The following is a 21,502-nucleotide window of genomic DNA, read 5'->3' as shown; positions in this document are numbered from 1 at the left end:
GATGATCATGGGCGACATCCACCTCATCGAGCTCCAGGAGCAGTCCGTGGCCGGCGTGCGCCAGCGGATCCGCATGGACGAGATCACCACCATCTTCGACACCCGCTTCCAGGAGGTGCTCCAGGCGCTGCAGTCGGCGGGCGTCGCGCCCGCCGGCGCGCCGTACGCGCGCTACCACGGCGACATCGGCGAGACGGTCGACGTCGAGATCGGCTTCCCGGTCAGCGAGCCGTTCCCCGGGTCGGGGGACGTGCAGGGCGAGACCCTGCCGGCGGCCCGCGCCGTCGAGACCGTCCACGAGGGCGCGTACGACAGTCTCCCGGAGACCTACGTGGCGGTGGAGCGCTGGATGGCCGAGCACGAGCTCCAGCGGCTGGACCAGTCGTGGGAGATCTACGAGGCCGGCCCCGAGTCCGACCCGGACCCCGGGACCTGGCGCACCCGCGTGGTCTTCCCCGTCTCGGGGCCGCAGGTCGAGCCGTAGCCACCGCGCGGGGCACCGGCGGCGTCAGGCGGACCGCGGCCCCACCCACCGGTCCAGTGCGGCGACGGTCAGCCGGACCACCTCGTCGAGCGTGCCGGGCTCCTCGAACAGGTGCGTGGCCCCCGGGACGACGGCGATCTCGACCGGTCCGCGGATCGCCCCGGCGGCCTGCCGGTTCAGCTCGAGCACCTGGTGGTCGAGACCGCCGACGACGAGGAGGACGGGCACGTCCACCCGCGCCAGCGCGCTGCCCGCCAGGTCCGGCCGCCCGCCGCGGGCGACCACCCCGACGATGGCGGAGCGTTCCGCCGCGGTGACCAGCGCGGCGGCCGCACCTGTGCTGGCGCCGAAGGTGACGACGGGCAGCTCGGTGCCGTGCTCCGCCGTCCACCAGTCCACCGCGCCGGTCAGGCGGGTGGCGAGAAGGCCGATGTCGAAGCGGAGCTCGCGGGTGCGCAGGTCGACGCGCTCCTCCTCCGCGGTGAGCAGGTCCATCAGCAGCGTCGCGTGCCCGGCCCGGGCGAGCGCCGCCGCGACGTGCCGGTTCCGCGGGCTGCGGCGGCTGCCGCCCGAGCCGTGCGCGAAGACGACGACGGAGCGTGCCCCGACCGGCACGATGAGGTCGGCGTCCAGGGTCGCCCGGCCGACGGGGCGGCCAGCGCGGGCGCGGCGGCCAGGGCGGCCCGGCAGGCCCGGTCGACCTCGGCCGTGGTGGTCTCCTCGGCGACCTCCTCGACGACGGTCCCCGTGCGGGGGTCGGTGCTCGAGACTGCGGACATGCGGTGCTCCTGTGCTGGTGTCGGTCAGGGTCAGCGGGTCGGGCCGACGTGGGCGGTGTCCACGGTCCAGGCCCGCGCCTGGTCGCTGAGCGTGATGCCCAGGCCGGGCCGGTCGGACAGGTGCATGCGGCCGTCCCGGATCTCCAGGCGCTCGTAGAAGAGGGGGTGGAGCCAGTCGAAGTGCTCCACCCAGGGCTCGTGCGGGTAGGCGGCCGCCAGGTGGAGGTGGATCTCCATCGCGAAGTGCGGCGCCAGCTGGAGGTTGCGGTGCTCCGCCAGGGTGGCCAGCCGCAAAAACTGCGTGATGCCGCCGATGCGCGGGGCGTCGGGCTGGATGATGTCGACGGCGCCCTGGCGGATCAGCTCGTAGTGCTCGGCGACGCTGGTGAGCATCTCGCCGGTGGCGATCGCGGTGTCGAGCGAGCGGGCGAGCTGCGCGTGCCCCTCGGCGTCGTAGGCGTCGAGGGGTTCCTCGATCCACACGAGGCCGAACTCCTCCAGCGCCCGGCCGACGCGCTGGGCGGTGGGCCGGTCCCACTGCTGGTTGGCGTCGACCATGAGCGGGACGTCGCCGATGTGCTCCCGCACCGCCCGCACGCGGCGCAGGTCCTCGGCCGAGTCGGGCTGCCCGACCTTGATCTTGATGCCGCCGATCCCCTCGGCGAGCGTGCGGGTCGCGTTGTCGAGGACCTGCTCGAGCGGTTCGTGCAGGAACCCGCCGGAGGTGTTGTAGCAGCGCACGGAGTCCCGGTGGGCCCCGAGCAGCTTGGCGAGGGGCAGTCCGGCCCGCTTGGCCTTGAGGTCCCACAGAGCGACGTCGATCGCCGCGATCGCCTGGGTGGCGGCGCCGCTGCGTCCCACGGAGGCGCCGGACCACACGAGCTTCGTCCACAGCCTGGCGATGTCGCTGGGGTCCTCCCCGAGGAGGTCGGGTGCCACCTCGCGGGCGTGGGCGAACTGGGCCGGTCCGCCCGCCCGCTTGGAGTAGCTGAACCCGACACCTTCGTGACCGGCCTCGGTGCGGATCTCGGCGAAGAGGAACGCCACCTCGGTCATCGGCCGCTGGCGCCCGGTGAGCACCTTGGCGTCGCTGATGGCCGCGGTGAGCGGCAGGGTGACCGAGGACAGGGTCACCGACTCGATCCGGTCGAGCACGGGCGAGCCGGCGGCCGGGTGGGACGGCGCGGGGGCTGCGGCGGTCATGGCACTCCTTCGTGACGTGGGGCTCAACGGACCAGGCACGGACGCTTCGGGTCGAACGTCCAGCCCTCGACGAGGTACTGCATCGCGACGGAGTCGTCGCGGGTGCCGAGACCGTGCTGCAGGTAGAGCTCGTGCGCGGCGGCGAGGGCGTCGCGGTCGAGCTCGACGCCGAGGCCGGGCCGGTCCGGTACGGCGATGCGGCCGTCCCGGATTTGCAGGGGCTCGCGGGTGAGCGCCTGGCCGTCCTGCCAGATCCAGTGGGTGTCCAGCGCGGTGATCTCACCCGGCGCGGCCGCGCCGACGTGGGTGAACATCGCCAGGGAGATGTCGAAGTGGTTGTTGGAGTGGGAGCCCCAGGTGAGCCCGAAGTCGCGGCAGAGCTGGGCGACACGGACGGATCCGCGCATCGTCCAGAAGTGCGGGTCCGCCAGGGGGATGTCGACGGCGCCCGAGCGCACGGCGTGGGCCATCTGCCGCCAGTCGGTGGCGATCATGTTGGTCGCAGTCGGCAGTCCCGTGGCCCGGCGGAACTCGGCCATGGTCTCGCGCCCGGAGAACCCGGCCTCCGGGCCCACCGGGTCCTCGGCGTAGGCGAGCACGCCGCGCAACGGGCGGCACAGCTCCACGGCCTCCGAGAGCAGCCAGCCACCGTTGGGGTCGAGCGTGATGCGCGCCCCGGGGAAGCGTTCGGCGAGGGCGCGGACCGCCTCGACCTCCTCGGCGCCGGCCAGGACACCGCCCTTGAGCTTGAAGTCCTGGAAGCCGTAGCGGGCCTGAGCGGCCTCGGCGAGGGCGACGATCGCGTCCGGGGTCAGGGCGGGCTCGCGCCGCAGCCGCTCCCACTCGTCGGCCGGGTCCTGCTCCTTGACGTACGGCAGGTCGGTGCGTCCGCTGTCCCCGATGTAGAAGAGGTAGCCGAGCATGGGCACGCTGTCGCGCTGCTGCCCCTCTCCGAGCACCTCCGCCACGGGGACCTCGAGGTGCTGGGCGAAGAGGTCGAGGAGGGCAGACTCGAGCGCGGTGACGGCGTGGATCGTGGTGCGCAGGTCGAAGGTCTGCAGCCCGCGGCCGGCGACGTCGCGGTCCGCGAACGTCTCGGACACGGTGCGGAGCAGCCGTCCCAGCCGGGTCACGGGCTGGCCCAGGAGCGTCTCGCCCGCCTCGGCGATCGTGGCCCGGATCGGCTCGCCGCCGGGGACCTCGCCGAGCCCGGTGCGACCCTCGCTGTCCGTGACGATGGTGATGTTCCGGGTGAAGAAGGGCCCGTGGGCGCCGCTGAGGTTGAGGAGCATGCTGTCGTGCCCGGCCACGGGCACGACCTCCACCTTCTCGACCGTGGGCGTGCGGCTGGTCATGCGATCCTCGCCAGGGCGTCGGCGTCGCCGACCCGGGAGACGAGCGCGGCGAGCTCCTCCTTCTCCTCGGCCGTGAGGTTCGTCAGGGGCGGGCGGACGCGGCCGCCGTCGCGGCCGACGACGTCGAGCCCGGCCTTGACGATGGAGACCGCGTAGCCCTTCCTGCGGTCGCGGATGTCGAGGTACGGCAGCACGAACTCGCCGAGCAGGCCGTAGACGGCAGCGCGGTCCTTGGCGCGCACGGCGGAGAAGAACCTCAGCGCGAACTCGGGGACGAAGTTGAACATCGCCGACGAGTATGTCGTCACCCCGAGCTCGAGCAGGGGAAGGGCGAAGGTCTCGGCCGTGGGCAGCCCGCCCACGTACATCAGGCGGTCCCCGACGCGGGCGTAGGTGCGCGTCATCTGCTCGATGTCGCCCACGCCGTCCTTGAGCCCGACGAAGTTGGGGCTGCGGTCGGCGGCCGCGGCGACGGCGCGGTCGCCCAGCACCGCGTTCCCCCGGCTGTAGACGATGACGCCGAGGTCGGTGGCGGAGCAGACGGCGGTCACGTGCTCGACGAGGCCGGCCTGGTCCGCCTCGGTGAGGTAGGGCGGCATGAGCAGGATCCCGGCCGCGCCGGCCTCCTGCGCCGCGCGCGCCTGCTCGGTGGCCTGGGCCGTGGAGCCCATCGCGGGAGCGATCACGGGCAGCCGCTCACCCACCTCGTCCACCGCCACCCGCACGACCCGGTCCACCTCGGCGGCGCTGAGGGAGAAGCCCTCGCCCGTCCCGCCGGCGGCGAAGAGACCGGCGACGTCGAAGCCGGCCTGCCACGAGAGGTGCTCGCGGTACCGCCGCTCGTCGAACGCGAGGGCGCCGTCGAAGTGGGTGACTGGGAAGGAGAGCAGGCCGGAGCTCAGCCGGGTCGCAAGCTCGTCGGGAGACATGAGAGTCACGGGTCATCGTCCTTGAGTCCGCTGGGTCCGAGCCGCCGAGCGGCAGCGCGGAGGGAGACACCAACCACCATAGGAACGCGGGGCTATGCCTGTCCAAGAGCATTGCCGCATTAAGTGATACCGGAAAGGTATGTGCCGAGCACTTCTGCGCGTGCCGGCCGAGGATCGGAGAGGCTGGCGCGGCCGCACCGCCGTCGTCGGCCCGGAAACTGAGGACTGCCGACATTGGGTATACCCAACGGGTATCGGATAATGCGAAATCGCTTTTGGACATGCATCACAGGCCCTGCGTAGGCTCGCCACGGTTCCAGTGCCGACTGTCGGTGCTCCCTGGATTCACCCGGGTCCCGGTCTCTCGAAGAGGAGAAGCTCAATGAACCGTTCACATCGCTCCCGTCGCGTCCTCGTGGTCGGCGCCGGGCTGTTCACCGCACTCACCCTCGCCGCGTGCGGCGGCAACGTCACGGCCGGCGGCGGCAACGAGGGCGAGACGTCGGCGGAGTCGTTCCCCGACGGCCCTGTCACGATCCTCGTCGGCCAGGACGCCGGCGGCAGCACGGACCTCATCGGGCGAGCGCTCGCCGACCACGCCTCCGACGACCTCGGCGTCGCCGTGACCGTCGAGAACAAGCCGGGGGCCAACGGGGCGCTCGCCGCGCAGGAGCTGGCGGGGGCGGAGCCGGACGGGCAGACCCTCATGATCTTCAACGGCTCGCTCGCCTACATCACCCCGCTGGCGGTGTCCGAGGACGAGGCCGTCGACGTCAACGACTACGAGGTGGTCACCGGTATCTCCCAGGACGACTACGTCCTGGTGACGAGCCCCGACTCCGGCTTCACCACCGTCGAGGACCTGGCCGCCGCGGGCCGTCCGGTCACCTTCGGCACCACCGGTGTCGGCACCGGCAGCCAGCTGAGCCAGGAGCTGCTGTTCAAGGACGCGGGCATCGAGGCCTCGGCCGTCCCGTTCGACGGCGGCTCGCCCACGGTCACCGCGGTCCTCGGCGGTCAGGTGGACGTCGGTTCCGTCCAGCTCGGCGAGGCCATCGAGCAGATCGAGGCCGGCGACCTCGTCCCGATCGTGACCTTCGCGGAGGAGCGGCCGGAGTACCTGCCCGACACTCCCACCGCCGTCGAGGAGGGCTACGACGTCCCGGTCCAGCAGTCCCGCGCGGTCGTGGCCCCGAAGGGCACCCCGCAGGAGGTCGTGGACCGGTTGGCGGAGGCGTTCGGCACCGCCTTCGAGTCCGAGGAGTACCAGACGTTCAACGAGGAGCGCCTGCTGACCCCCAACGAGGTCAGCGGCGACGAGCTCCTGGAGCAGTGGAACGCCAGCCTCGAGGACTACAAGGCGCTCGTCGAGGAGTACGGCATCAACCTCGGCGGGGAGCAGTGACCTCTTCCCCCGGCGCGGGGCAGGCCGTGCCGTCCGGCGACCGCTCGGTCGCCGGACGGCACGCCGCGGGCGACGCCGCGGCCCACGTCTCGCTGCACGACCTGGAGGAGGCCGTCCACGAGATCGAGGCCGAGGCGGAGGAGCGCCCGCCGGCGGCCGGCACGGTCACCAACGTCGTCGTGGCGGCCGCCGTGACCGCCCTGGGGGTCGCCACCGTCGTCGGTGCGACCGCACTCGGCGTCGGTTCCGTGACAGCTCCGGGACCGGGCATGTGGCCGCTGCTGATCGGCATCGTCCTCGCCGCCCTCGGAGTCGCCCTCGCGCTGCTCGCCCGCGTGACGCGCGACGCCGAGCGGTTCACCCGGGCCAGCCTCGGTGTGCTCGCCGGCCTCGCGACCATGGTCGTCTTCGCCGCGGTCGTCGGCAGCATCGGCTTCGAGATCCCCGCGCTCCTGCTGACGTTCTTCTGGCTCCGGTTCCTCGGCCGCGAGGGCTGGCGGACCTCCGTCCTCGTCAGCGTGGGCGTCGTCGCGGCCTTCTACGCCATCTTCGTCGGGGCGCTCGGCGTCCCCATCCCGCACCTGTTCTAGGAGGTCCCGATGGACCTGTCCGCCGTGATCGACGGCTTCGGCGTCGTGCTCGAACCCGTCAACCTGGTCTACTGCCTGGTCGGCGTGATCGTCGGCATGCTCGTGGGCGTGCTGCCCGGGCTCGGCCCCGCCGCCACGATCGCCATCCTGCTGCCGATCACCTTCGGCATCGAACCCGTGACCGCCATCATCATGCTCGCCGGCATCTTCTACGGCGCGCAGTACGGCGGGACCATCACCTCGGTCCTGCTGCGGTTGCCGGGCGAGGCTTCCTCCGTGGTCACCGTCTTCGACGGCTACGCCCTGGCGCGGCAGGGGCGGGCGGGCACCGCCCTGGGCATCGCGGCCGTGGGGTCCTTCATCGGCGGCACGGTCTCCATCATCGCGCTCAGCCTCGTGGCGCCGCTGGTCGCCGGTTTCGCCCTCGACTTCGGGCCCCCCGAGTACACGGCTCTGGCGCTCCTGGGCATCCTGCTCGTCGCCACCGTCAGCGGCGGCGGCCGGGTCAAGGCCCTGGTGGCCGCGGCCGTCGGCCTGCTGCTGGCCACCGTCGGCCGCGACGGGTTCACCGGTGGCCAGCGGTTCACCTTCGACAACCTCTCTCTCGCCGACGGCATCGACTTCGTGCCGATCGCGATGGGCCTGTTCGGGCTGGGCGAGATCCTCTACAACCTCGAGGAGCGCCACCGCGCGGTCCAGGCGCCGGCCACGGTCGCCAACGCCTGGCCCTCCCGCAAGGACCTGCGCCAGTCCCGCGGCGCCATCGGCCGCGGCTCGGTGCTCGGCTTCCTGCTCGGCATCCTGCCCGGCGGGGGGGCCACGCTCTCGTCACTCGCCGCGTACGCCGTCGAGAAGCGCCGCTCGAGGACGCCGGAGCGTTTCGGCCGCGGCGCCGTCGAGGGCGTCGCGGGGCCGGAGACGGCGAACAACGCTGCTGCGACGTCGTCGTTCATCCCCCTCCTCACGCTCGGCATCCCCGCCAACGCGACCATGGCGGTGATCTTCGGAGCACTGCTCATCCAGGGTGTGACGCCGGGTCCGCAGCTGGTCGAGGAGGAGCCGGAGCTGTTCTGGGGCGTCGTCAACTCCATGTACATCGGCAACATCCTGCTGCTGATCATGAGCATCCCGCTGGTGGGCGTGTTCGTCCGGATCCTGCGGGTGCGTCCGGCGATCCTCGCCCCGATCACCGTGCTGGTGACCCTGATCGGCGTCTACACGGTCAACAACAGCATCTTCGACATCGCGCTGGTGATCGCGTTCGGGCTGCTCGGCTACGTCATGAAGAAGCTCGGCTTCGACCCGGGCCCGCTCGTGCTGGCCTTCGTCCTCGGTGCGCTGCTCGAGGAGAACCTGCGCCGTTCCCTGATCATCTTCGACGGCGACCCGACCGGCTTCGTCGGGCGGCCGATCTCCGGCACGCTCCTCGTCATCTTCCTCGCCGTGGCCCTGCTGCCCGCGATGCAGGCGCTGCGCGCCCGTCGACGCGAGAAGGCCGGCGAGTCGCTCGAGCGGGTCTGACCGCACGTCGTTGACCGGTGCGAGCCCGCGTCGCCCGGTCGGACGTGAGCGCACCTCGTTCGACCGGTCCGAGCCCGCGTCGACGGCCCCCGCCCGCCGGGTCAGGCGGGCGGGCGGGACGGCAGCACCAGCCGCAGGAGCGCCGACACGGCCGGGTTCGCGTTGTCGAGACGCCAGACGGCGTGCGCCTGCACCGTCCGCGGCGTGATGTCCGCGACGGGGGAGGTACACCACGCCCGGACGCTGGAAGACGGCCGCGGACTCGGGCACGAGCGCGGCTCCCACACCGGCGTCGACCAACGACAGCACGCTGGTGACCTGGTTGACCTGCTGGACGTAGTGGGCCGCGACGCCTGGTGCTGGAAGACGGCGACCACGAGCTCGTGGAGGTAGCGCGCCTCGACGGGGGAGTAAGTGATGAGGTCGTGCTCCGCGATCTCCGCGATCTCCGGCTCACGTCCCGACGTCGCCAGCGGGTGGTCGCTGCGGACCGCGAGCACGAGGGACTCCGCGTGGACGAGGCGGACGCCGAGGAGGTCCGACCGTGGCACGCCGCGCGCGACGCCGATGTCGAGATCGCCGGCGAGGAGGGCGGCCACCTGCTCGCGGCTCACGGCCTCGCTGAGCACCAGGTCCACGTCCGGCAGGTGCTGCCCGGCCGCGCGGATCCAGCCCCCCAGCACCGAGATCGCGGTCATCGCGGTGAACCCGATCCGGACGGCGCCGGCCGCGCCGCGCGACACGCTGCGAGCACGCAGCGGCGCCGCCTCGGCCAGGCCCAGGAGGCGCCGCGCCTCGTCCAGGAAGACGCGGCCACCTGCGGTCAGGTCGACACCCCGGTGCGTGCGCTCGAACAGTTCCACGCCGATCTCGCGCTCGAGCTTCTGGATCTGGCGGCTGAGCGGCGGCTGGGTCATCCGGAGCCGCTCGGCGGCACGGCCGAAGTTGCCCTCCTCCGCCACCGCTACGAAGCCGCGAAGCTGCTCCAGCGTGTACATGCCTATCCTCCGGGCTCGTGACCGCGCCGCGACCGACCCTGGCCACGGGCGGCACGAGGCCGTGGCGTCGCCCCACCGTAGCGGGGCCGCGGCAGCGCTACGGAGACGGAGAGATGCCCCCGGGGAGGCCCGGGGCATCTCTGGTTCCCGACTGCGACAGCGTCGGTCGCGTCAGCGCCTGACGTCCAGCTCGGCCAGGAACTTCCGCCCGGTCCAGACGGTGTTGGGCGAGCCAGCCGGGTTTCGGTCCGCGGCGCCGGCGTCGTCGTGCTCGATGAAGTACCGGTGGTCGCGCAGGTCGTCGAGCCCCGAGAAGATGTGCGACCAGTCCAGGTCGCCCTTCCCGACGTCCGCGAAGCGGAACCGTCGCCCGCCGTTGACCGTGCCCGCGGCTGCGGTGCGGGGGCCCTCGGGGTCCCACACGACGTCCTTGACGTGGAACTTCGGGAACCGGTCGGCGTGCTCGACGAGGTAGTCGCGCGGGTCGGGACCGGCCACGGCGAGCCAGCCGAGGTCCAGCTCGAACTTGACGTACCGCGGGTCAGTCTCCTCGAGCAGGATGTCGTAGAGCGGACGGCCGCCGGCGAGCGTGAACTCCATGTCGTGGTTGTGGAAGAAGAAGTGGTCGAACCCGTTGGCGACCGCGTCCTCTCCCCAGACGTTGAAGGCGGCAGCCATCTCCTTGTATCCGTCGACCGTCAGGGGTGCCACGTAGGAGTGGCCGGTGCCGACGTCGGGCAGTCCCAGCGCGTGCGCCTCCTCGAAGATGCGGGCGCGTTCGCCGGCGTCGTACCAGATGTTCTGGATCATCGAGCGGGGCCCGAAGTGGTTGCTCGTCACCCGCATCCCGAACGACTCGACCAGCGCGCGCACCTGGGCGGGCGTGCGACCGTAGTAGTCGCCAGCAAGCTCGATCTGCGCGATGCCGGCGTCCGCCGCGATCTCGAGCGTCTGCTCCAGGCCCAGGACGTCCTCGGGGAGAAGGTTCCGCATGGTGTAGATCTGCAGGCCGACGTTGGCTTCGGGAATGACGCTCGGCCCGCCCCGGCGGCGCCTGGGGGTGGCGGCCGGTGCTGTCGCCGCACCGGCGGGCGCCGCGAGACCTGCGACGACGGCCGCTCCCACAGCTCCTACCCCCAGCAGACCGCGTCGGCTCAGTGCCGTCGATTGCTTCACTCTGTGCTCCTTTGCTCAGTGACTTGCTTGCGGGCGACCGCCCAGCAGATGGGCGGCACCCCGGTACGGGGCTGCGCAGCCCAACGAACCGCGCCGCCCCCACACGACCGGCCGAGATGCATGACGCACCGGACGGCGTTCGCACAGTACTTCGCCTCCGGCGCTTTCGACAAGGAACACGCACAAGTTAGCGCGCGGTCGTCATAACGGTCGCACAGAAGTTCGAGGTGTCGAGGTGCTGCGGGGAGTCCGGAGCTGGCCTGGCAATCCCTGCGCACCCGCCGGCCGCGGGGTGGAGGTGCGACGGGTGGGCGCAGCGTGCGTGAGGTGCCCGGAGGGGCTGGCACGCCGGTGCGTCAGCCGGGCGTCGTGGCGGCGTCCGGCCCGGTCAGCGCGGCCAGCCGGCGGCGGAGCAGGTCCCTCTCCGTCTCGTTCGCCGTCAGCTCGATCGACCTCTCGAGCGCCGCGGCAGCCTCCGCCGACCGACCGAGCCTCGTGAGCAGGTCGGCGCGGACGGCGTGGTACAGGTGGTACCCGTCCAGGTCCAGCCCGTCGACCGCCTCCAGCGCCGGTGCCGGGCCGGCCACCTCGGCGAGAGCCACCGCCCGGTTGAGCCGCACCACCGGAGTCGGAGCGATGCGCACGAGCTGGTCGTAGAGCGCCAGCACCTGGGGCCAGTCGGTCTCGGCGGCGCTCGCCGCGTCGCTGTGCACCGCGGCGATGGCGGCCTGCACCTGGTACGGGCCCGGTGCGCCCCGGCGCAGGCACTGCCGCACCAGCTCCTGCCCCTCGGCGACCAGGAGCCGGTCCCACCGGGAGCGGTCCTGACCAGGAAGGGGCACCAGTGCGCCGTCGTCCGTGGTCCGGGCCGGCCGGCGGGACTCGGTGAGCAGCATCAGGGCCAGCAGCCCGCGGACCTCGGGCTCGTCGGGCATGAGGTCCAGCAGCACGCGCCCGAGCCGGACCGCCTCGGCGGACAGGTCCGGGCGTGTCAGGTCGGTGCCGGCGGAGGCGACGTAGCCCTCGTTGAAGACCAGGTAGATCACGGCGAGCACGGACCGCAGCCGGTCGGGCAGGTCGTGGTCGTCCGGCACCCGGTACGGGATACGGGCGGCCGCGATCTTCCGCTTCGCCCGGACGAGGCGCTGGGCCATCGTGGGCTCGGGCACGAGGAACGCGCGGGCTATCTCGGCCGTCGTCAGCCCGCCCAGGGTGCGCAGCGTGAGTGCCACGCGGCTCGCCGGTGCCAGCGCGGGGTGGCAGCACGTGAAGAGCATGCGGAGCTGGTCGTCGCTCACGGGCCCCACCGGTTCCGGGTCGTCGTGCACCAGCAGGAGCGCCGCCTGGGCGTGCTTGTCGTCGCGCTTGGCCTCCCGGCGCAGGCGGTCGACCGCCCGGCGGCGGGCGGTGACGACGATCCAGGCGCCGGGGCTCGGGGGGACGCCGTCGGCCGGCCACCGCTCGACGGCCCTGGTGAAGGCCTCCTGGACCGCGTCCTCGGCGAGCGAGAGGTCGCCGAGGACGCGGGTCAGGGTGGCCACGCACCGCCCGTACTCCTCGCGGAAGACCCGGCCGACGGCGTCCGTCGCCGCCGCCGTCACGATGCCCCCGCCGTCGTCACTCGGCCTGGAAGGGCCGGACCTCCACCTTCCCCATGCAGGCCGCCGAGGCCTCGCGGGCCAGGGCGAGGGCGGCGTCGAGGTCCGGCGCCTCGAGAACCCAGAACCCGCCGAGCTGCTCCTTGGTCTCCAGGAACGGCCCGTCGGTGACGACGGCGTCCGCGCCGTTCGACGCGTCGACGGTCGTGGCGGTGCTGGGCGCTTCCAGGCCACCGGCGAACACCCAGGCGCCGGACTCCTGCATCCGCTTGTTGAACGCCTCCACCTGCGCGTAGGCCTTCTCCATCACCTGCGGGTCGGGGCTCTCGTAGGACTCTTCCTCGGTGCCCCACACGGAGATCAGGTACTGGGTCATGTCCGCTCCTTCGTCGTGGGCCGGGCCCCGTGCCCGTCCCTCACCTGCTCAACGAACGAGGGTGCCGTGGATCGACACGCGACGGAAGCGAAATGTCCGCCGACACGCAGGGGCCGCCGCGCGGGCGTGGCTCGGGCGGATCGCCGGCGTCCGGATCAGCCGTGGCCCTGGTTGCCTGCGGCGGCCCCGGCCCGCTCCGCCTCCCTCCGGCGGCGTTCGAGCTCAAGCCTCCGCTCGAATGCGCGCCGCGCGCGGGCGACGGCGGGGGGTGGGGGAGTTGTAGGAGCCGAGACGGGACGTGCTCACGTCATCGATCCTCGTCCTCCGCCGAGTCGCGCGCCCGGGACTTTCGGACCGGCGAGGGGCCGACGTGACCGAGATGTGCCTCACCCGCACCTCCGACCGTCGTGCGGATGCCGGAACGAGCCGGTCTGCATACGGTGGGAGGAGCAGCCGGCCCGGACCCCCCACGCGCCGGCCGGGAGAGGACGTCATGTCGCAGAACGGAGCGCGAGACCGGACGGCAACGCCGCCCGCGCCCGTGCGACCCCCGACCGGGCGCGGCGGGGGCGGTCGGCCGCTGGCAGATCCGCAGCGCCGACGACCTGCCGCTCCTCCGTCAGGCCACCCTCGCCGTCGCCCTCCGGGCGGGCGTGGGCGGGAGCGGCCTGGATCCGGTCCACAGCCGCCTGGCGCTCGTCGCGACGGAGCTGGCCACGAATGCCCTGAAGTACGGCACGGGACCGTGCGTGGTGAGCATCTTCAGGGCGGGCAGCGGCTGGCTGCTCGACGTCGGCGACGGGAGCCCGGACAGCCCGCCCGTCCGGTACCCGCCCGAGCCGGGCCGTCCGGGCCGCAACGGGCTGCTCATCATCGAGCAGCTCTCGACCCGGTGGGGCTGGTACCCGGCGCAGGACGGCGCGCGCAAGCACGTCTGGGCGGAGCTGGCCGACTGACGGCGGCGCCCCGACGTCCGTCGCCCGCACGTCTCACTACCTGACCGTCGGTGTCCACACTGCGGGAGCCCTGCGTATCGTCTCCTGGTCATTTCTGGAACAGGAGACCCCTCGTGAGCGCGACCAGCACGAACATCGGCACGGCCAGTCCGGCTGCGACCGGAGCCGCACCCGTCCCACGCGGACGGGTCATCTTCGCCAGCCTCGTCGGCACGTCGATCGAGTTCTACGACTTCTACATCTACGCCACCGCGGCGATCTCGGTCTTCCCGCTGCTCTTCTTCCCGTCCACGAGCGCGACCGGCGCCCTCCTCGCCTCCCTGGCGACCTTCGGCGTGGCGTTCATCGCCCGCCCCGTCGGCTCCGTCCTCTTCGGCCACTACGGCGACCGCATCGGCCGCAAGGCCACCCTGCTCGGCTCCCTGCTCGTCATGGGGATCGCCACCGTCCTCATCGGCCTCCTGCCCACCTACGCGCAGATCGGCCTGTGGGCGCCGGCGATGCTCGCCATCATGCGCTTCTGCCAGGGCCTCGGCCTCGGCGGCGAGTGGAGCGGTGCCGCGCTGCTCGCCACCGAGTACGCCGAGAAGGGCAAGCGCGCCCGCGCCGCCATGTGGCCGCAGCTCGGCGCGCCGATCGGGTTCCTCTTCGCCAACGGCTTCTTCCTGCTGCTGACCGTCTGGATGGGGCACGACAGCACCGACCCCGCCCACGACGGCGCGTTCCTGACCTGGGGCTGGCGCGTGCCCTTCCTGGCCTCCGCCGTCATCGTCGCGCTCGGCGTGTACGTCCGGGTGAAGCTGGAGGAGACCCCGGTCTTCGCCCGCGCCGTCGCCCGCGGCGAGAAGGTCAAGACCCCGCTGAAGACCGTGTTCCGCACCAGCTGGCGCCAGCTGATCCAGGGCACGTTCATCATGCTGGCGACCTACACGCTCTTCTACCTGTTCACCACCTGGATCCTCAGCTACTCCATCGGGGCGGTCGCCGACGGCTTCCTCGGGATCCCGTACCGGGACTTCCTCGTCCTGCAGCTCGTCGCCATCCTGTTCTTCGCGGCGTTCGTCCCCGTCTCGGGCTCGCTGGCCGACCGGTTCGGGCGCAAGCCGTTCCTCATCGTCGTCACCGCGCTGATCCTGATCTTCGGCCTGACGTTCAACGCCTTCCTCAGCCCCGACGTCATGGGCACCGGCGAGAGCGCCAACATGGGCCTGATGCTGGTCTTCCTCAGCATCGGCATGATCCTGATGGGGCTGACCTTCGGCGTGCAGAGCGCGATCCTGCCCGAGCTGTTCCCCACCAACGTGCGCTACACGGGCTCCGCGATCGCCTACAACTTCTCCTCGATCCTGGGTGCCGCCGTCGCCCCCTTCATCGCGGCCTGGCTGGCCAGCACCTTCGGTGTGGGCTGGGTGGGCGTCTACCTCGGCGCCATGGCCCTGCTGACCCTCCTGGCGCTGTTCTCCACCCGTGAGACGCGGGACCTCGACCTCGACAGCGTGGAGGACGCGGCGGTCTCCGCCTGAGGTCTCTGCCGGAAGGCGGTCCTCCCCCGACGGTCCGGAACGGTCAGGCCCCGTACCCCTCAGCGGGTACGGGGCCTGACGCGTCCCGACGGTCCGCGGCTCGTCCTCGGTGGCCCACATGTCGGCGTCGTCCTCGGCGCCCTCGTCGTACGGAGCGCGATGCCGTGCTGCGGTGATCCTGCGGCACAGGCCGCCTCAGAGCCGGTGGAGCGTCACCTCGAGCGCCTCGGGCCCGTCGAGCACCGCGGTCATGTAGGTGCGGTGGGGCTGGCGCCGCCGGTCCGTGGGCGAGCCCGGGTTGAGCAGCCGCAGCCCCGCGGGCGTCGTCGTGTCCCACGGGATGTGGCTGTGCCCGAAGACGAGGACGTCGGTGCTGGGGAACGCCGAGTCCATGCGGCGCTCGCGACCCTGCGCCTGGCCGGTCTCGTGGACGACGGCGATCCGCGTCCCCTCGAGGTTCACCCGGGCCACCTCGGGGAGGCGACGGCGGATCTCCGGCCCGTCGTTGTTGCCCCAGCAGGCGACGAGCCGGCGGGCCCGGGCGTCGAGCTCGTCGACGAGCCGCTCGTCCACCCAGTCGCCGGCGTGGACGACGACGTCGGCCGCGCCGACGGCCTCCCACACCGGCGCGGGCAGCTCCCGGGCCCGCTTCGGCCAGTGCGTGTCGGCGAGCAACACCAGGCTGGTGGTCACCGGCCGCTCTCCGGCAGCTCCGGCGAGAGCGGCTTGCCCGAGACGAGGGCGGCGACGCCGTCGAGCACCAGGGTGAGACCGAAGGAGAAGTCGTCGAGCAGGCCCACGTCCCCCGGGGTGGTCGGCATCGCGAAGACCCCGGCGTCGAGGAGCTCGGTGAGCGCCGGGAACGACAGGGGATCGGTGAGGGTGCGGAGCGCGTCGTCGTAACGGGGCACCTCGGCACCGCCGGCCTGCTCGGCCCCGTGCCGCATCCCGCTGATGAGGCGCACGTAGCTCGTGGTGAGGTTGTTCAGCACGAGCACGACGTTGATCTTCGCCCCGGGTCCGAGGGGTGTGCCGTCGAGCGCGGCGAGGCCCTGCTCCATCCACCGCACCGCCGTCGGCGAGACCGGTGGGCCCGGCACCGGGACCTGGACCACCCACGGGTGCTCGAGCGCGCGGTGCAGGTAGGTGGTGGCCCAGGCGGCGAGGCCCGCGCGCCAGCCCTCCGGCACGGTGGGCGGGGGCGGGCCCACCGCGACGTCCTGCATCCTGGTCAGCAGCTCGTCCTTGCCGGAGAGGTACCGGTAGAGCGACATCGGGGTGAAACCGAGCCGACGTGCCACCGCGGCCATCGAGACGGCCTCCAGGCCCTCGGCGTCGGCGATCTCGATGCCGGTCCGCACGATCTGCTCGACGTCCATCGAGGGTCGCGGACCCGGCCGGCGGCGCGAGGTGTGCGGCGCACGCTCCGGGGACGCGGTGCCCGCCGCACGGTCCGGGGGCGGGGTCGTGCCGGCACCGGAGCCCGGGCCGTGGGCCGCCCCCCGCGCGTCGTCGCTACCTGTGGTGCTCATGTCCCTTCCCTGTCGGTGCTGCACACCATAGAGGTGTTTACGTCATACACAGATCGCGCTACGGTACGGCACGTGATCTGTTTATGGCGTACACAACGGGAGTGACGATGGACAGACCCTCGATCGAGGTCGAAGGACTCAGCAAGGCGTACGGCGCCCGGCAGGTTCTCCGCGGGATCACCTTCTCGGTCGCCCCCGGCCGGCTGCTCGCGCTGCTCGGCCCGAACGGCTCGGGCAAGACGACGACCGTGCGTATCCTCACCACGCTCCTCGCGCCGGGGGCGGGCACCGCCCGGGTGGCGGGGCACGACGTCGTCGCCGACGCCTCCGCCGTCCGGCGGACGATCGGGCTGACGGCCCAGCAGGCCACCGTGGACGGCCTGCTGACCGGGCGCGAGAACCTTGAGCTCTTCGGACGGCTCCACCGCCTCGGCGCCGTCAGGGCACGCAGACGGGCGGCCGAGCTCCTGGACCGCTTCGACCTCCTCGAGGCCGCGGGGCGACGCGTCTCGACCTACTCCGGAGGCATGCGACGGCGGATCGACCTCGCGGCCTCGCTCGTCGCCGAACCGACCGTGCTGTTCCTCGACGAGCCCACCACCGGCCTGGACCCGAGGAGCCGGCACGCGCTGTGGGACGCCGTCCGCGAGCGGCTCGCGGGCGGCACCACGGTGCTGCTCACCACCCAGTACCTCGAGGAGGCCGACGCGCTGGCCGACGACATCGCCGTCCTGCGGGACGGGTGCATCGTGGCCGGCGGCTCGCCGGAGTCGCTCAAGCGGCGGGTCGGGGAGGAGAGACTCGCCGTGCGGGTCCCGGGCGCGGACGCCGCGGCGGCGGCGGCGGCTGCTGGGTGGCGCGCAGCACCACCGGACCGGGCTCCACGGACGCGCCGAGCCCGTTGACGGTCTCGCGACCGTCACCCTGGCGCTGCAGGACCCCGACCACCTGCGCCGCTCGCTCACCGACCTGCACGACGCCGGCATCGCCGTCCAGGACGTCGACCTGCGCCGCCCCACCCTCGACGACGTGTTCCTCTCCCTCACGGACCAGGAGGTCCCGGCATGACCGCCGCCCCCGCCACTCCCACGACCGCGCCCCCGGCCCGCCACGGGCGTCCCCCGGCGCAACCACCGACCTCGCGCTGCTGACCCGCCGCGCCGTGCACCACCAGCTCCGCAGCCTGGACACGCTGCTCGTCGGTGTCCTGCTGCCCGTGATGCTGATGCTGCTGTTCGTGTACGTCTTCGGCGGGGCCCTGTCCACCGGCAGCTCGGGCCTGAGCTACGTCGACTACGTGGTGCCCGGAGTCGTCCTCCTCACCGCGGGGTACGGGGCGGCGAACACGGCGCAGGCCGTGACGGCGGACATCTCCGGCGGCGTCGTCGACCGCCTCCGCTCCCTGCCCGTGGCCTCCTGGGCCGTCCCGGGCGGACACGTCCTCGCCTCGCTGGTGAAGAACCTCGGCACGACGGCGATCGTCATCGGGGTCGCGGTCCTCGTGGGTTTCCGGCCCCACGCCTCGACCGCCGACTGGCTGGCCGCCGTCGGCCTCGTTGCTCTCTACGTGCTGGCGATGACGTGGGTGGCCGCCGCGGTCGGGATGGTGGCGCGGTCGGTCGAGGCCGCCAGCGCCTTCTCCTTCTTCGTGCTCTTCCTGCCCTACCTCTCGAGCTCCTTCGTGCCGGTGGAGACGATGCCGCGCGTGCTGCGGGCGGTCGCGGAGCACCAGCCGATCACCCCCACCACCGACGCCCTGCGAGCTCTCCTGCTCGGCGCGCCCGTCGGGAACCACGCGGGGGTGGCGATCGCGTGGTGGGCCGGCGCCCTCCTGCTCGCGGCGCCCGTGGCGGCCGTGCTCTTCCGCCGCCGTACGAGCCGGTAGCCCGACGGTGCCCGCACGCACCTGGCCGCGGGAGGCGTCAGGGCCGCCACCCCGGTGGGACGGCGGCCCTGACGACGGGCTCAGGTGAGCGGACGGTCCTCGGTGCGGGTCGGGCCGCCGACCTCACCCTCGTGACGGCCGCGCGGGCGCTCGTCGGTGAAGTCGTCGGCATCGGGGTCCAGGGCGGAGGCGTCCCGCTGGTGCCGCTCCGCCTCGTGCCTGACCTGCTCGGCCTCCTCCGCCCGCATCCGGGCCTCGTGCTCGAGGCGGTCTGCCTCGACGCGCGCCGCTGGGCCTGGGCGTCGGTGGCTGCGGCCTCGGCGGCGCGCTCGCGGGCGGCGAGGTCCTGCTCCTGGCCGCGTGCACGGAGGTCGCGGGCCTGCTGACGCCGCTCCTCCTGCAGGGCGAGCTCACGCTCCTTGCGCTTCCTGCTCGCCATCATGACGGCCGCGATGACGAGCGCCACGACGACGACCGCGATGACGATCCACATCCACGTTTCCATGGGACCCTGCCTCCTTAGGTTCGGTCCTGCGTGTCCCCATGGAACCGGAGGTGAGGGCTTCCGGCCACCGGAGAGCCGCTCCCACCTGGGCCGATACTCGCGGGCGTGGGCGACGCCGGGGGGTCGCCCGCTCCCAGAGGGCGGGCCGGTGGGCTCGGACACGGTCGTCCGCGGCAGGGCAGACTTGGCGCATGAGCAAGCCGGAGCAGGGCCCGATGATGCAGATCGGGAAGTTTGCCGATCGCAGCGGGGTGTCGATCCACACCATCCGGCACTACGACGAGGTAGGGCTCCTCCGGCCGTCCGGACGCAGCGACGGAGGCTTCCGGCTCTACACCGAGGAGGACCTGGAGCGCTTCCTGGTGATCCGGCGGATGAAGCCGCTGGGGTTCTCCCTGGAGGAGATGCGACAGGTGCTCGACGTCGTCGACGCCCTGCCCGCGGCGACCGCCCCGGAGCACGAGGCGCTCCGCTCCCGGCTGGACGGGTTCATCGAGGCGGCCCGGAAGCGTCGGGCGAAGGTGCTCGAGCAGGTGGCCATGGCCGACGAGTTCATCGGCCTGCTGGAGGAACGTCGCAGGCTGTAGGGGGAAGCGGGCCCTCCCCTGTCGGGAAGGCCCGCTGCCGCGGTCAGTGCGCGCCCGCGAGGTGGCCCGCGAGCCGCCCGTGACGCTCGGCGCTGGCCTCGTTCAGGCCGACGATGGTGGCCGTCTTGCCCTTGGCCGCGTACTTCGTGGTGATCGCGTCCAGGGTGGCCACGGTGGAGGCGTCCCAGATGTGCGACTCGGACAGGTCGATGACGACGTTTCCGGGGTCGCCGGCGTAGTCGAACTGGTAGACGAGATCGTTGCTGGAGGCCCAGAGCAGCTCGCCGCGGACGGCGTAGACGCGGGTGTTCTCGTCCGGGTGGGCGACGTCGACGACCTCGGTCAGGTGCGCGACGCGGCGGACGAACATCAGGGCCGCGACGATCACGCCGGTGATGACGCCGTAGGCGAGGTTGTGGGTGGCCACGGTGACGACGACGGTGGAGAGCATCACGAGGGTCTCGGACCTCGGCATGCGCCGCAGCGTGGCGGGCCGGACGGAGTGCCAGTCGAAGGTGCCGACCGAGACCATGATCATCACCGCGACGAGGGCGGCCATCGGGATGGTGGCCACGAGGTCACCGAGGCCGACGACCAGGACGAGCAGGAAGAGCCCGGCGAGGAAGGTCGACAGGCGCGTGCGGGCGCGGGAGGCCTTCACGTTGATCATGGTCTGGCCGATCATCGCGCAGCCGCCCATGCCGCCGAAGAAGCCGGTGACGACGTTCGCCACGCCCTGCCCCCAGGACTCGCGGGTCTTGTCGGAGTGGGTGTCGGTGACGTCGTCGACGAGCTTGGCCGTCATGAGGGACTCCATCAGCCCGACCAGGGCCATGGCGACGGCGTAGGGGGCGATGATCTGCAGGGTCTCGAGGGTCAGCGGCACGTCCGGGACGACCAGCGAGGGCAGCGACTCGGGCAGGTCGCCCTGGTCGCCCACGTCGGGGACGGTGATCGCGAACGCCACGGTGATCACGGTGAGCACGACGATCGCGACCAGCGGCGCGGGCACCACCTCGGTGACCTTCGGCAGGAGCACGATGACCGCGATGCCGGCGGCGACCATCGCGTACACGACCCAGGAGACCCCGGTCAGGTGGGGCAGCTGGGCGAGGAAGATCAGGATCGCCAGCGCGTTGACGAAGCCGACCATCACGCTGCGCGGGATGAACCGCATCAGCCGTGCCACGCCGAGGACGGCGAAGAGGACCTGGACGACGCCGGCCAGGATCACGGTGGCGATGAAGTAGTCCATGCCGTGCTCGCGCACCACGGGCGCGATCACGAGCGCGATCGCGCCCGTGGCGGCGGAGATCATCGCCGGGCGGCCCCCGAGGAAGGCGATCGAGACCGCATGGTGAAGGAGGCGAACAGGCCGACCCGCGGGTCCACGCCGGCGATGATCGAGAAGGAGATCGCCTCGGGGATCAGTGCCAGCGCGACGACGAGACCGGCAAGGACCTCGGTGCGCAGGCGCTTCGGGGACCGTAGCGCCCCGATCACGGAGGTCACGTCCTCGGTGCGGGCGAGCGTACGCTCGCGGGGGGTGGTGCGCCGGGCGCGCAGGGCGGCAAAGGGTGAGGTCACGCAGACTCCCGGGTGGCTGTGGGCGCACGGTGACGCCCGACGTCAGGTCAGGGGCGGCGCGCCGTCGCACCAGGAGAGGAGTGCAGGCCGGACGCGTTGACGCCCGGGCCGGCACGGCAACTCTAACCTAACCCGAGAGTAGGAACGCTGTGACGTCCGCCCCACGGACCAGGTCGACCGTGGGAAGTGCGGGGGCGTCCGCGCCGGCCCGCGTGCGCGGGGCCGCGGTCGTTCAGCCGTGACGGCCGAGCACGTCCTCGACGAGAGCGTCGAGGCGTCGCCCGTGGGCCCCGTGCCAGTACGGCCGCCCGCACCGCGCGCACCGGACGAAGTCGCGGTAGGTGCGTAGGGTGCCGGGCTGGAGGAGGTGCGCCACGTCGTCGACGTCGACCGGTTCCAGCTGCCCGCCGCACGTCACGCACCGGGTGTACGGCGCAAGCGGGGGAGCGAACCGGTCCAGGACGTCGTCGAGCTGGTCAGTCGCCGCGCTGCCCCGCACGTGCGCCGCGCGGG

21 protein-coding genes and 1 pseudogene are annotated in these 21,502 nt (G+C 72.6%); 9 read left to right on the top strand and 13 right to left on the bottom strand.

The genetic code is table 11. The annotated features are described in order from the left end of the window. The first annotated feature begins 7 nt into the window (after nucleotides 1–7). Nucleotides 8–484: a GyrI-like domain-containing protein gene (locus DA06_RS00110; RefSeq protein ID WP_043496435.1), complete on the top strand. Its 477-nt coding sequence runs from the start codon at nucleotides 8–10 to the stop codon at nucleotides 482–484. 24 nt (nucleotides 485–508) lie between these two features. Here DA06_RS00110 and DA06_RS00105 read toward each other — a convergent pair whose 3' ends face one another. From DA06_RS00105 to kdgD, 4 genes are all read right to left on the bottom strand, one after another. Beyond that, nucleotides 509–1,099: a dienelactone hydrolase family protein gene (locus tag DA06_RS00105; RefSeq protein WP_418606663.1), complete on the bottom strand. Its 591-nt coding sequence runs from the start codon at nucleotides 1,097–1,099 to the stop codon at nucleotides 509–511. A gap of 194 nt (nucleotides 1,100–1,293) precedes the next feature. Then, complete coding sequence (locus DA06_RS00100; protein ID WP_043496390.1) at nucleotides 1,294–2,466, bottom strand: L-talarate/galactarate dehydratase; 1,173 nt, start codon at nucleotides 2,464–2,466, stop codon at nucleotides 1,294–1,296. A 23-nt stretch (nucleotides 2,467–2,489) separates the two neighbouring features. Further along, nucleotides 2,490–3,821: an enolase C-terminal domain-like protein gene (locus DA06_RS00095; protein ID WP_043496387.1), complete on the bottom strand. Its 1,332-nt coding sequence runs from the start codon at nucleotides 3,819–3,821 to the stop codon at nucleotides 2,490–2,492. After that, complete coding sequence (gene kdgD / locus DA06_RS00090; RefSeq protein ID WP_418606662.1) at nucleotides 3,818–4,759, bottom strand: 5-dehydro-4-deoxyglucarate dehydratase; 942 nt, start codon at nucleotides 4,757–4,759, stop codon at nucleotides 3,818–3,820. Before kdgD ends, DA06_RS00095 begins: the two co-directional genes overlap by 4 nt. Nucleotides 4,760–5,132: 373 nt before the next feature. On the opposite strand from kdgD, the gene DA06_RS00085 reads away from it, so the two are divergent. Genes DA06_RS00085 through DA06_RS00075 form a run of 3 tightly spaced genes read left to right on the top strand, consistent with a single transcriptional unit; the run spans nucleotide 5,133 to nucleotide 8,266 of the window. Continuing rightward, nucleotides 5,133–6,155, top strand: coding sequence for a Bug family tripartite tricarboxylate transporter substrate binding protein (locus tag DA06_RS00085; RefSeq protein WP_043496383.1), 1,023 nt, complete (start codon nucleotides 5,133–5,135; stop codon nucleotides 6,153–6,155). Then, complete coding sequence (locus DA06_RS00080; RefSeq protein WP_052436159.1) at nucleotides 6,152–6,745, top strand: tripartite tricarboxylate transporter TctB family protein; 594 nt, start codon at nucleotides 6,152–6,154, stop codon at nucleotides 6,743–6,745. Before DA06_RS00085 ends, DA06_RS00080 begins: the two co-directional genes overlap by 4 nt. A gap of 9 nt (nucleotides 6,746–6,754) precedes the next feature. After that, nucleotides 6,755–8,266: a tripartite tricarboxylate transporter permease gene (locus DA06_RS00075; RefSeq protein WP_043496381.1), complete on the top strand. Its 1,512-nt coding sequence runs from the start codon at nucleotides 6,755–6,757 to the stop codon at nucleotides 8,264–8,266. Between the two features lie 101 nt (nucleotides 8,267–8,367). Here the strand turns inward: DA06_RS00075 and DA06_RS00070 are convergent, their stop codons facing one another. The 4 genes from DA06_RS00070 to DA06_RS00055 all read right to left on the bottom strand — a co-directional run bounded on the left by DA06_RS00070 (nucleotide 8,368) and on the right by DA06_RS00055 (nucleotide 12,414). Next, complete coding sequence (locus DA06_RS00070; protein ID WP_418606661.1) at nucleotides 8,368–9,264, bottom strand: LysR family transcriptional regulator; 897 nt, start codon at nucleotides 9,262–9,264, stop codon at nucleotides 8,368–8,370. Between the two features lie 171 nt (nucleotides 9,265–9,435). Then, nucleotides 9,436–10,440, bottom strand: coding sequence for a sugar phosphate isomerase/epimerase family protein (locus DA06_RS00065; protein ID WP_418606660.1), 1,005 nt, complete (start codon nucleotides 10,438–10,440; stop codon nucleotides 9,436–9,438). Nucleotides 10,441–10,796: 356 nt separating this feature from the next. Further along, nucleotides 10,797–12,044, bottom strand: coding sequence for an RNA polymerase sigma factor (locus DA06_RS00060; protein WP_418608289.1), 1,248 nt, complete (start codon nucleotides 12,042–12,044; stop codon nucleotides 10,797–10,799). A gap of 13 nt (nucleotides 12,045–12,057) precedes the next feature. Further along, a complete protein-coding gene (locus tag DA06_RS00055) occupies nucleotides 12,058–12,414 on the bottom strand; it encodes a YciI family protein (protein ID WP_043496375.1) in 357 nt (118 codons plus the stop codon). A 440-nt stretch (nucleotides 12,415–12,854) separates the two neighbouring features. Here DA06_RS00055 and DA06_RS00050 point away from each other — a divergent pair, with 440 nt between their 5' ends. Together DA06_RS00050 and DA06_RS00045 are read left to right on the top strand one after the other, a co-directional pair. Beyond that, the gene (locus tag DA06_RS00050; protein ID WP_052436158.1) at nucleotides 12,855–13,370 is read left to right on the top strand and encodes an ATP-binding protein; all 516 of its coding nucleotides are present in this window, start codon (nucleotides 12,855–12,857) and stop codon (nucleotides 13,368–13,370) included. Between the two features lie 113 nt (nucleotides 13,371–13,483). After that, nucleotides 13,484–14,893, top strand: a complete 1,410-nt coding sequence (locus DA06_RS00045; protein ID WP_043496373.1) for an MFS transporter — start codon at nucleotides 13,484–13,486, stop codon at nucleotides 14,891–14,893. Nucleotides 14,894–15,088: 195 nt separating this feature from the next. On the opposite strand, the gene DA06_RS00040 is transcribed toward DA06_RS00045, so the two are convergent. Next, a complete protein-coding gene (locus DA06_RS00040; RefSeq protein WP_043496369.1) occupies nucleotides 15,089–15,586 on the bottom strand; it encodes a metallophosphoesterase family protein in 498 nt (165 codons plus the stop codon). Further along, a complete protein-coding gene (locus DA06_RS00035; protein WP_052436157.1) occupies nucleotides 15,583–16,425 on the bottom strand; it encodes a TetR/AcrR family transcriptional regulator in 843 nt (280 codons plus the stop codon). Before DA06_RS00035 ends, DA06_RS00040 begins: the two co-directional genes overlap by 4 nt. 107 nt (nucleotides 16,426–16,532) lie before the next feature. Here DA06_RS00035 and DA06_RS00030 point away from each other — a divergent pair, with 107 nt between their 5' ends. Both DA06_RS00030 and DA06_RS00025 read left to right on the top strand, forming a co-directional pair. Beyond that, the gene (locus tag DA06_RS00030; protein WP_418606659.1) at nucleotides 16,533–17,330 is read left to right on the top strand and encodes an ABC transporter ATP-binding protein; all 798 of its coding nucleotides are present in this window, start codon (nucleotides 16,533–16,535) and stop codon (nucleotides 17,328–17,330) included. 257 nt (nucleotides 17,331–17,587) lie between these two features. After that, nucleotides 17,588–18,310 (top strand): ABC transporter permease, encoded by a 723-nt coding sequence (locus tag DA06_RS00025; RefSeq protein ID WP_418606658.1) that lies wholly within the window; start codon nucleotides 17,588–17,590, stop codon nucleotides 18,308–18,310. A gap of 37 nt (nucleotides 18,311–18,347) precedes the next feature. On the opposite strand, the gene DA06_RS00020 is transcribed toward DA06_RS00025, so the two are convergent. Beyond that, nucleotides 18,348–18,815, bottom strand: a complete 468-nt coding sequence (locus DA06_RS00020) for a hypothetical protein (protein WP_418606657.1) — start codon at nucleotides 18,813–18,815, stop codon at nucleotides 18,348–18,350. A gap of 191 nt (nucleotides 18,816–19,006) precedes the next feature. Between DA06_RS00020 and DA06_RS00015 the strand changes: the two genes are divergently transcribed. Beyond that, the gene (locus DA06_RS00015; RefSeq protein ID WP_043496366.1) at nucleotides 19,007–19,402 is read left to right on the top strand and encodes a MerR family transcriptional regulator; all 396 of its coding nucleotides are present in this window, start codon (nucleotides 19,007–19,009) and stop codon (nucleotides 19,400–19,402) included. Between the two features lie 43 nt (nucleotides 19,403–19,445). Here the strand turns inward: DA06_RS00015 and DA06_RS00010 are convergent. After that, a pseudogene (locus DA06_RS00010) lies at nucleotides 19,446–20,968 on the bottom strand (SulP family inorganic anion transporter). 253 nt (nucleotides 20,969–21,221) lie between these two features. Further along, entirely contained in the window at nucleotides 21,222–21,488 is a 267-nt protein-coding gene (locus DA06_RS00005; RefSeq protein ID WP_418608287.1) for a Mut7-C RNAse domain-containing protein, read from the bottom strand. Nucleotides 21,489–21,502 lie beyond the last annotated feature (14 nt).

Source organism: Georgenia sp. SUBG003, assembly GCF_000715355.2.
Lineage (GTDB): Bacteria > Actinomycetota > Actinomycetes > Actinomycetales > Actinomycetaceae > Georgenia.
This window is presented reverse-complemented; position numbering and strand designations above follow the sequence as displayed.

Bases quoted from the DNA above. Each gene is read 5' to 3' on its own strand.
- DA06_RS00110 (WP_043496435.1), top strand. From the start codon at position 8: ATGGGCGACATCCACCTCATCGAGCTCCAGGAGCAGTCCGTGGCCGGC.
- DA06_RS00100 (WP_043496390.1), bottom strand. From the start codon at position 2,466: ATGACCGCCGCAGCCCCCGCGCCGTCCCACCCGGCCGCCGGCTCGCCC.
- DA06_RS00095 (WP_043496387.1), bottom strand. From the start codon at position 3,821: ATGACCAGCCGCACGCCCACGGTCGAGAAGGTGGAGGTCGTGCCCGTG.
- DA06_RS00085 (WP_043496383.1), top strand. From the start codon at position 5,133: ATGAACCGTTCACATCGCTCCCGTCGCGTCCTCGTGGTCGGCGCCGGG.
- DA06_RS00075 (WP_043496381.1), top strand. From the start codon at position 6,755: ATGGACCTGTCCGCCGTGATCGACGGCTTCGGCGTCGTGCTCGAACCC.
- DA06_RS00070 (WP_418606661.1), bottom strand. From the start codon at position 9,264: ATGTACACGCTGGAGCAGCTTCGCGGCTTCGTAGCGGTGGCGGAGGAG.
- DA06_RS00055 (WP_043496375.1), bottom strand. From the start codon at position 12,414: ATGACCCAGTACCTGATCTCCGTGTGGGGCACCGAGGAAGAGTCCTAC.
- DA06_RS00035 (WP_052436157.1), bottom strand. From the start codon at position 16,425: ATGAGCACCACAGGTAGCGACGACGCGCGGGGGGCGGCCCACGGCCCG.
- DA06_RS00030 (WP_418606659.1), top strand. From the start codon at position 16,533: ATGGACAGACCCTCGATCGAGGTCGAAGGACTCAGCAAGGCGTACGGC.
- DA06_RS00020 (WP_418606657.1), bottom strand. From the start codon at position 18,815: ATGGAAACGTGGATGTGGATCGTCATCGCGGTCGTCGTCGTGGCGCTC.
- DA06_RS00015 (WP_043496366.1), top strand. From the start codon at position 19,007: ATGAGCAAGCCGGAGCAGGGCCCGATGATGCAGATCGGGAAGTTTGCC.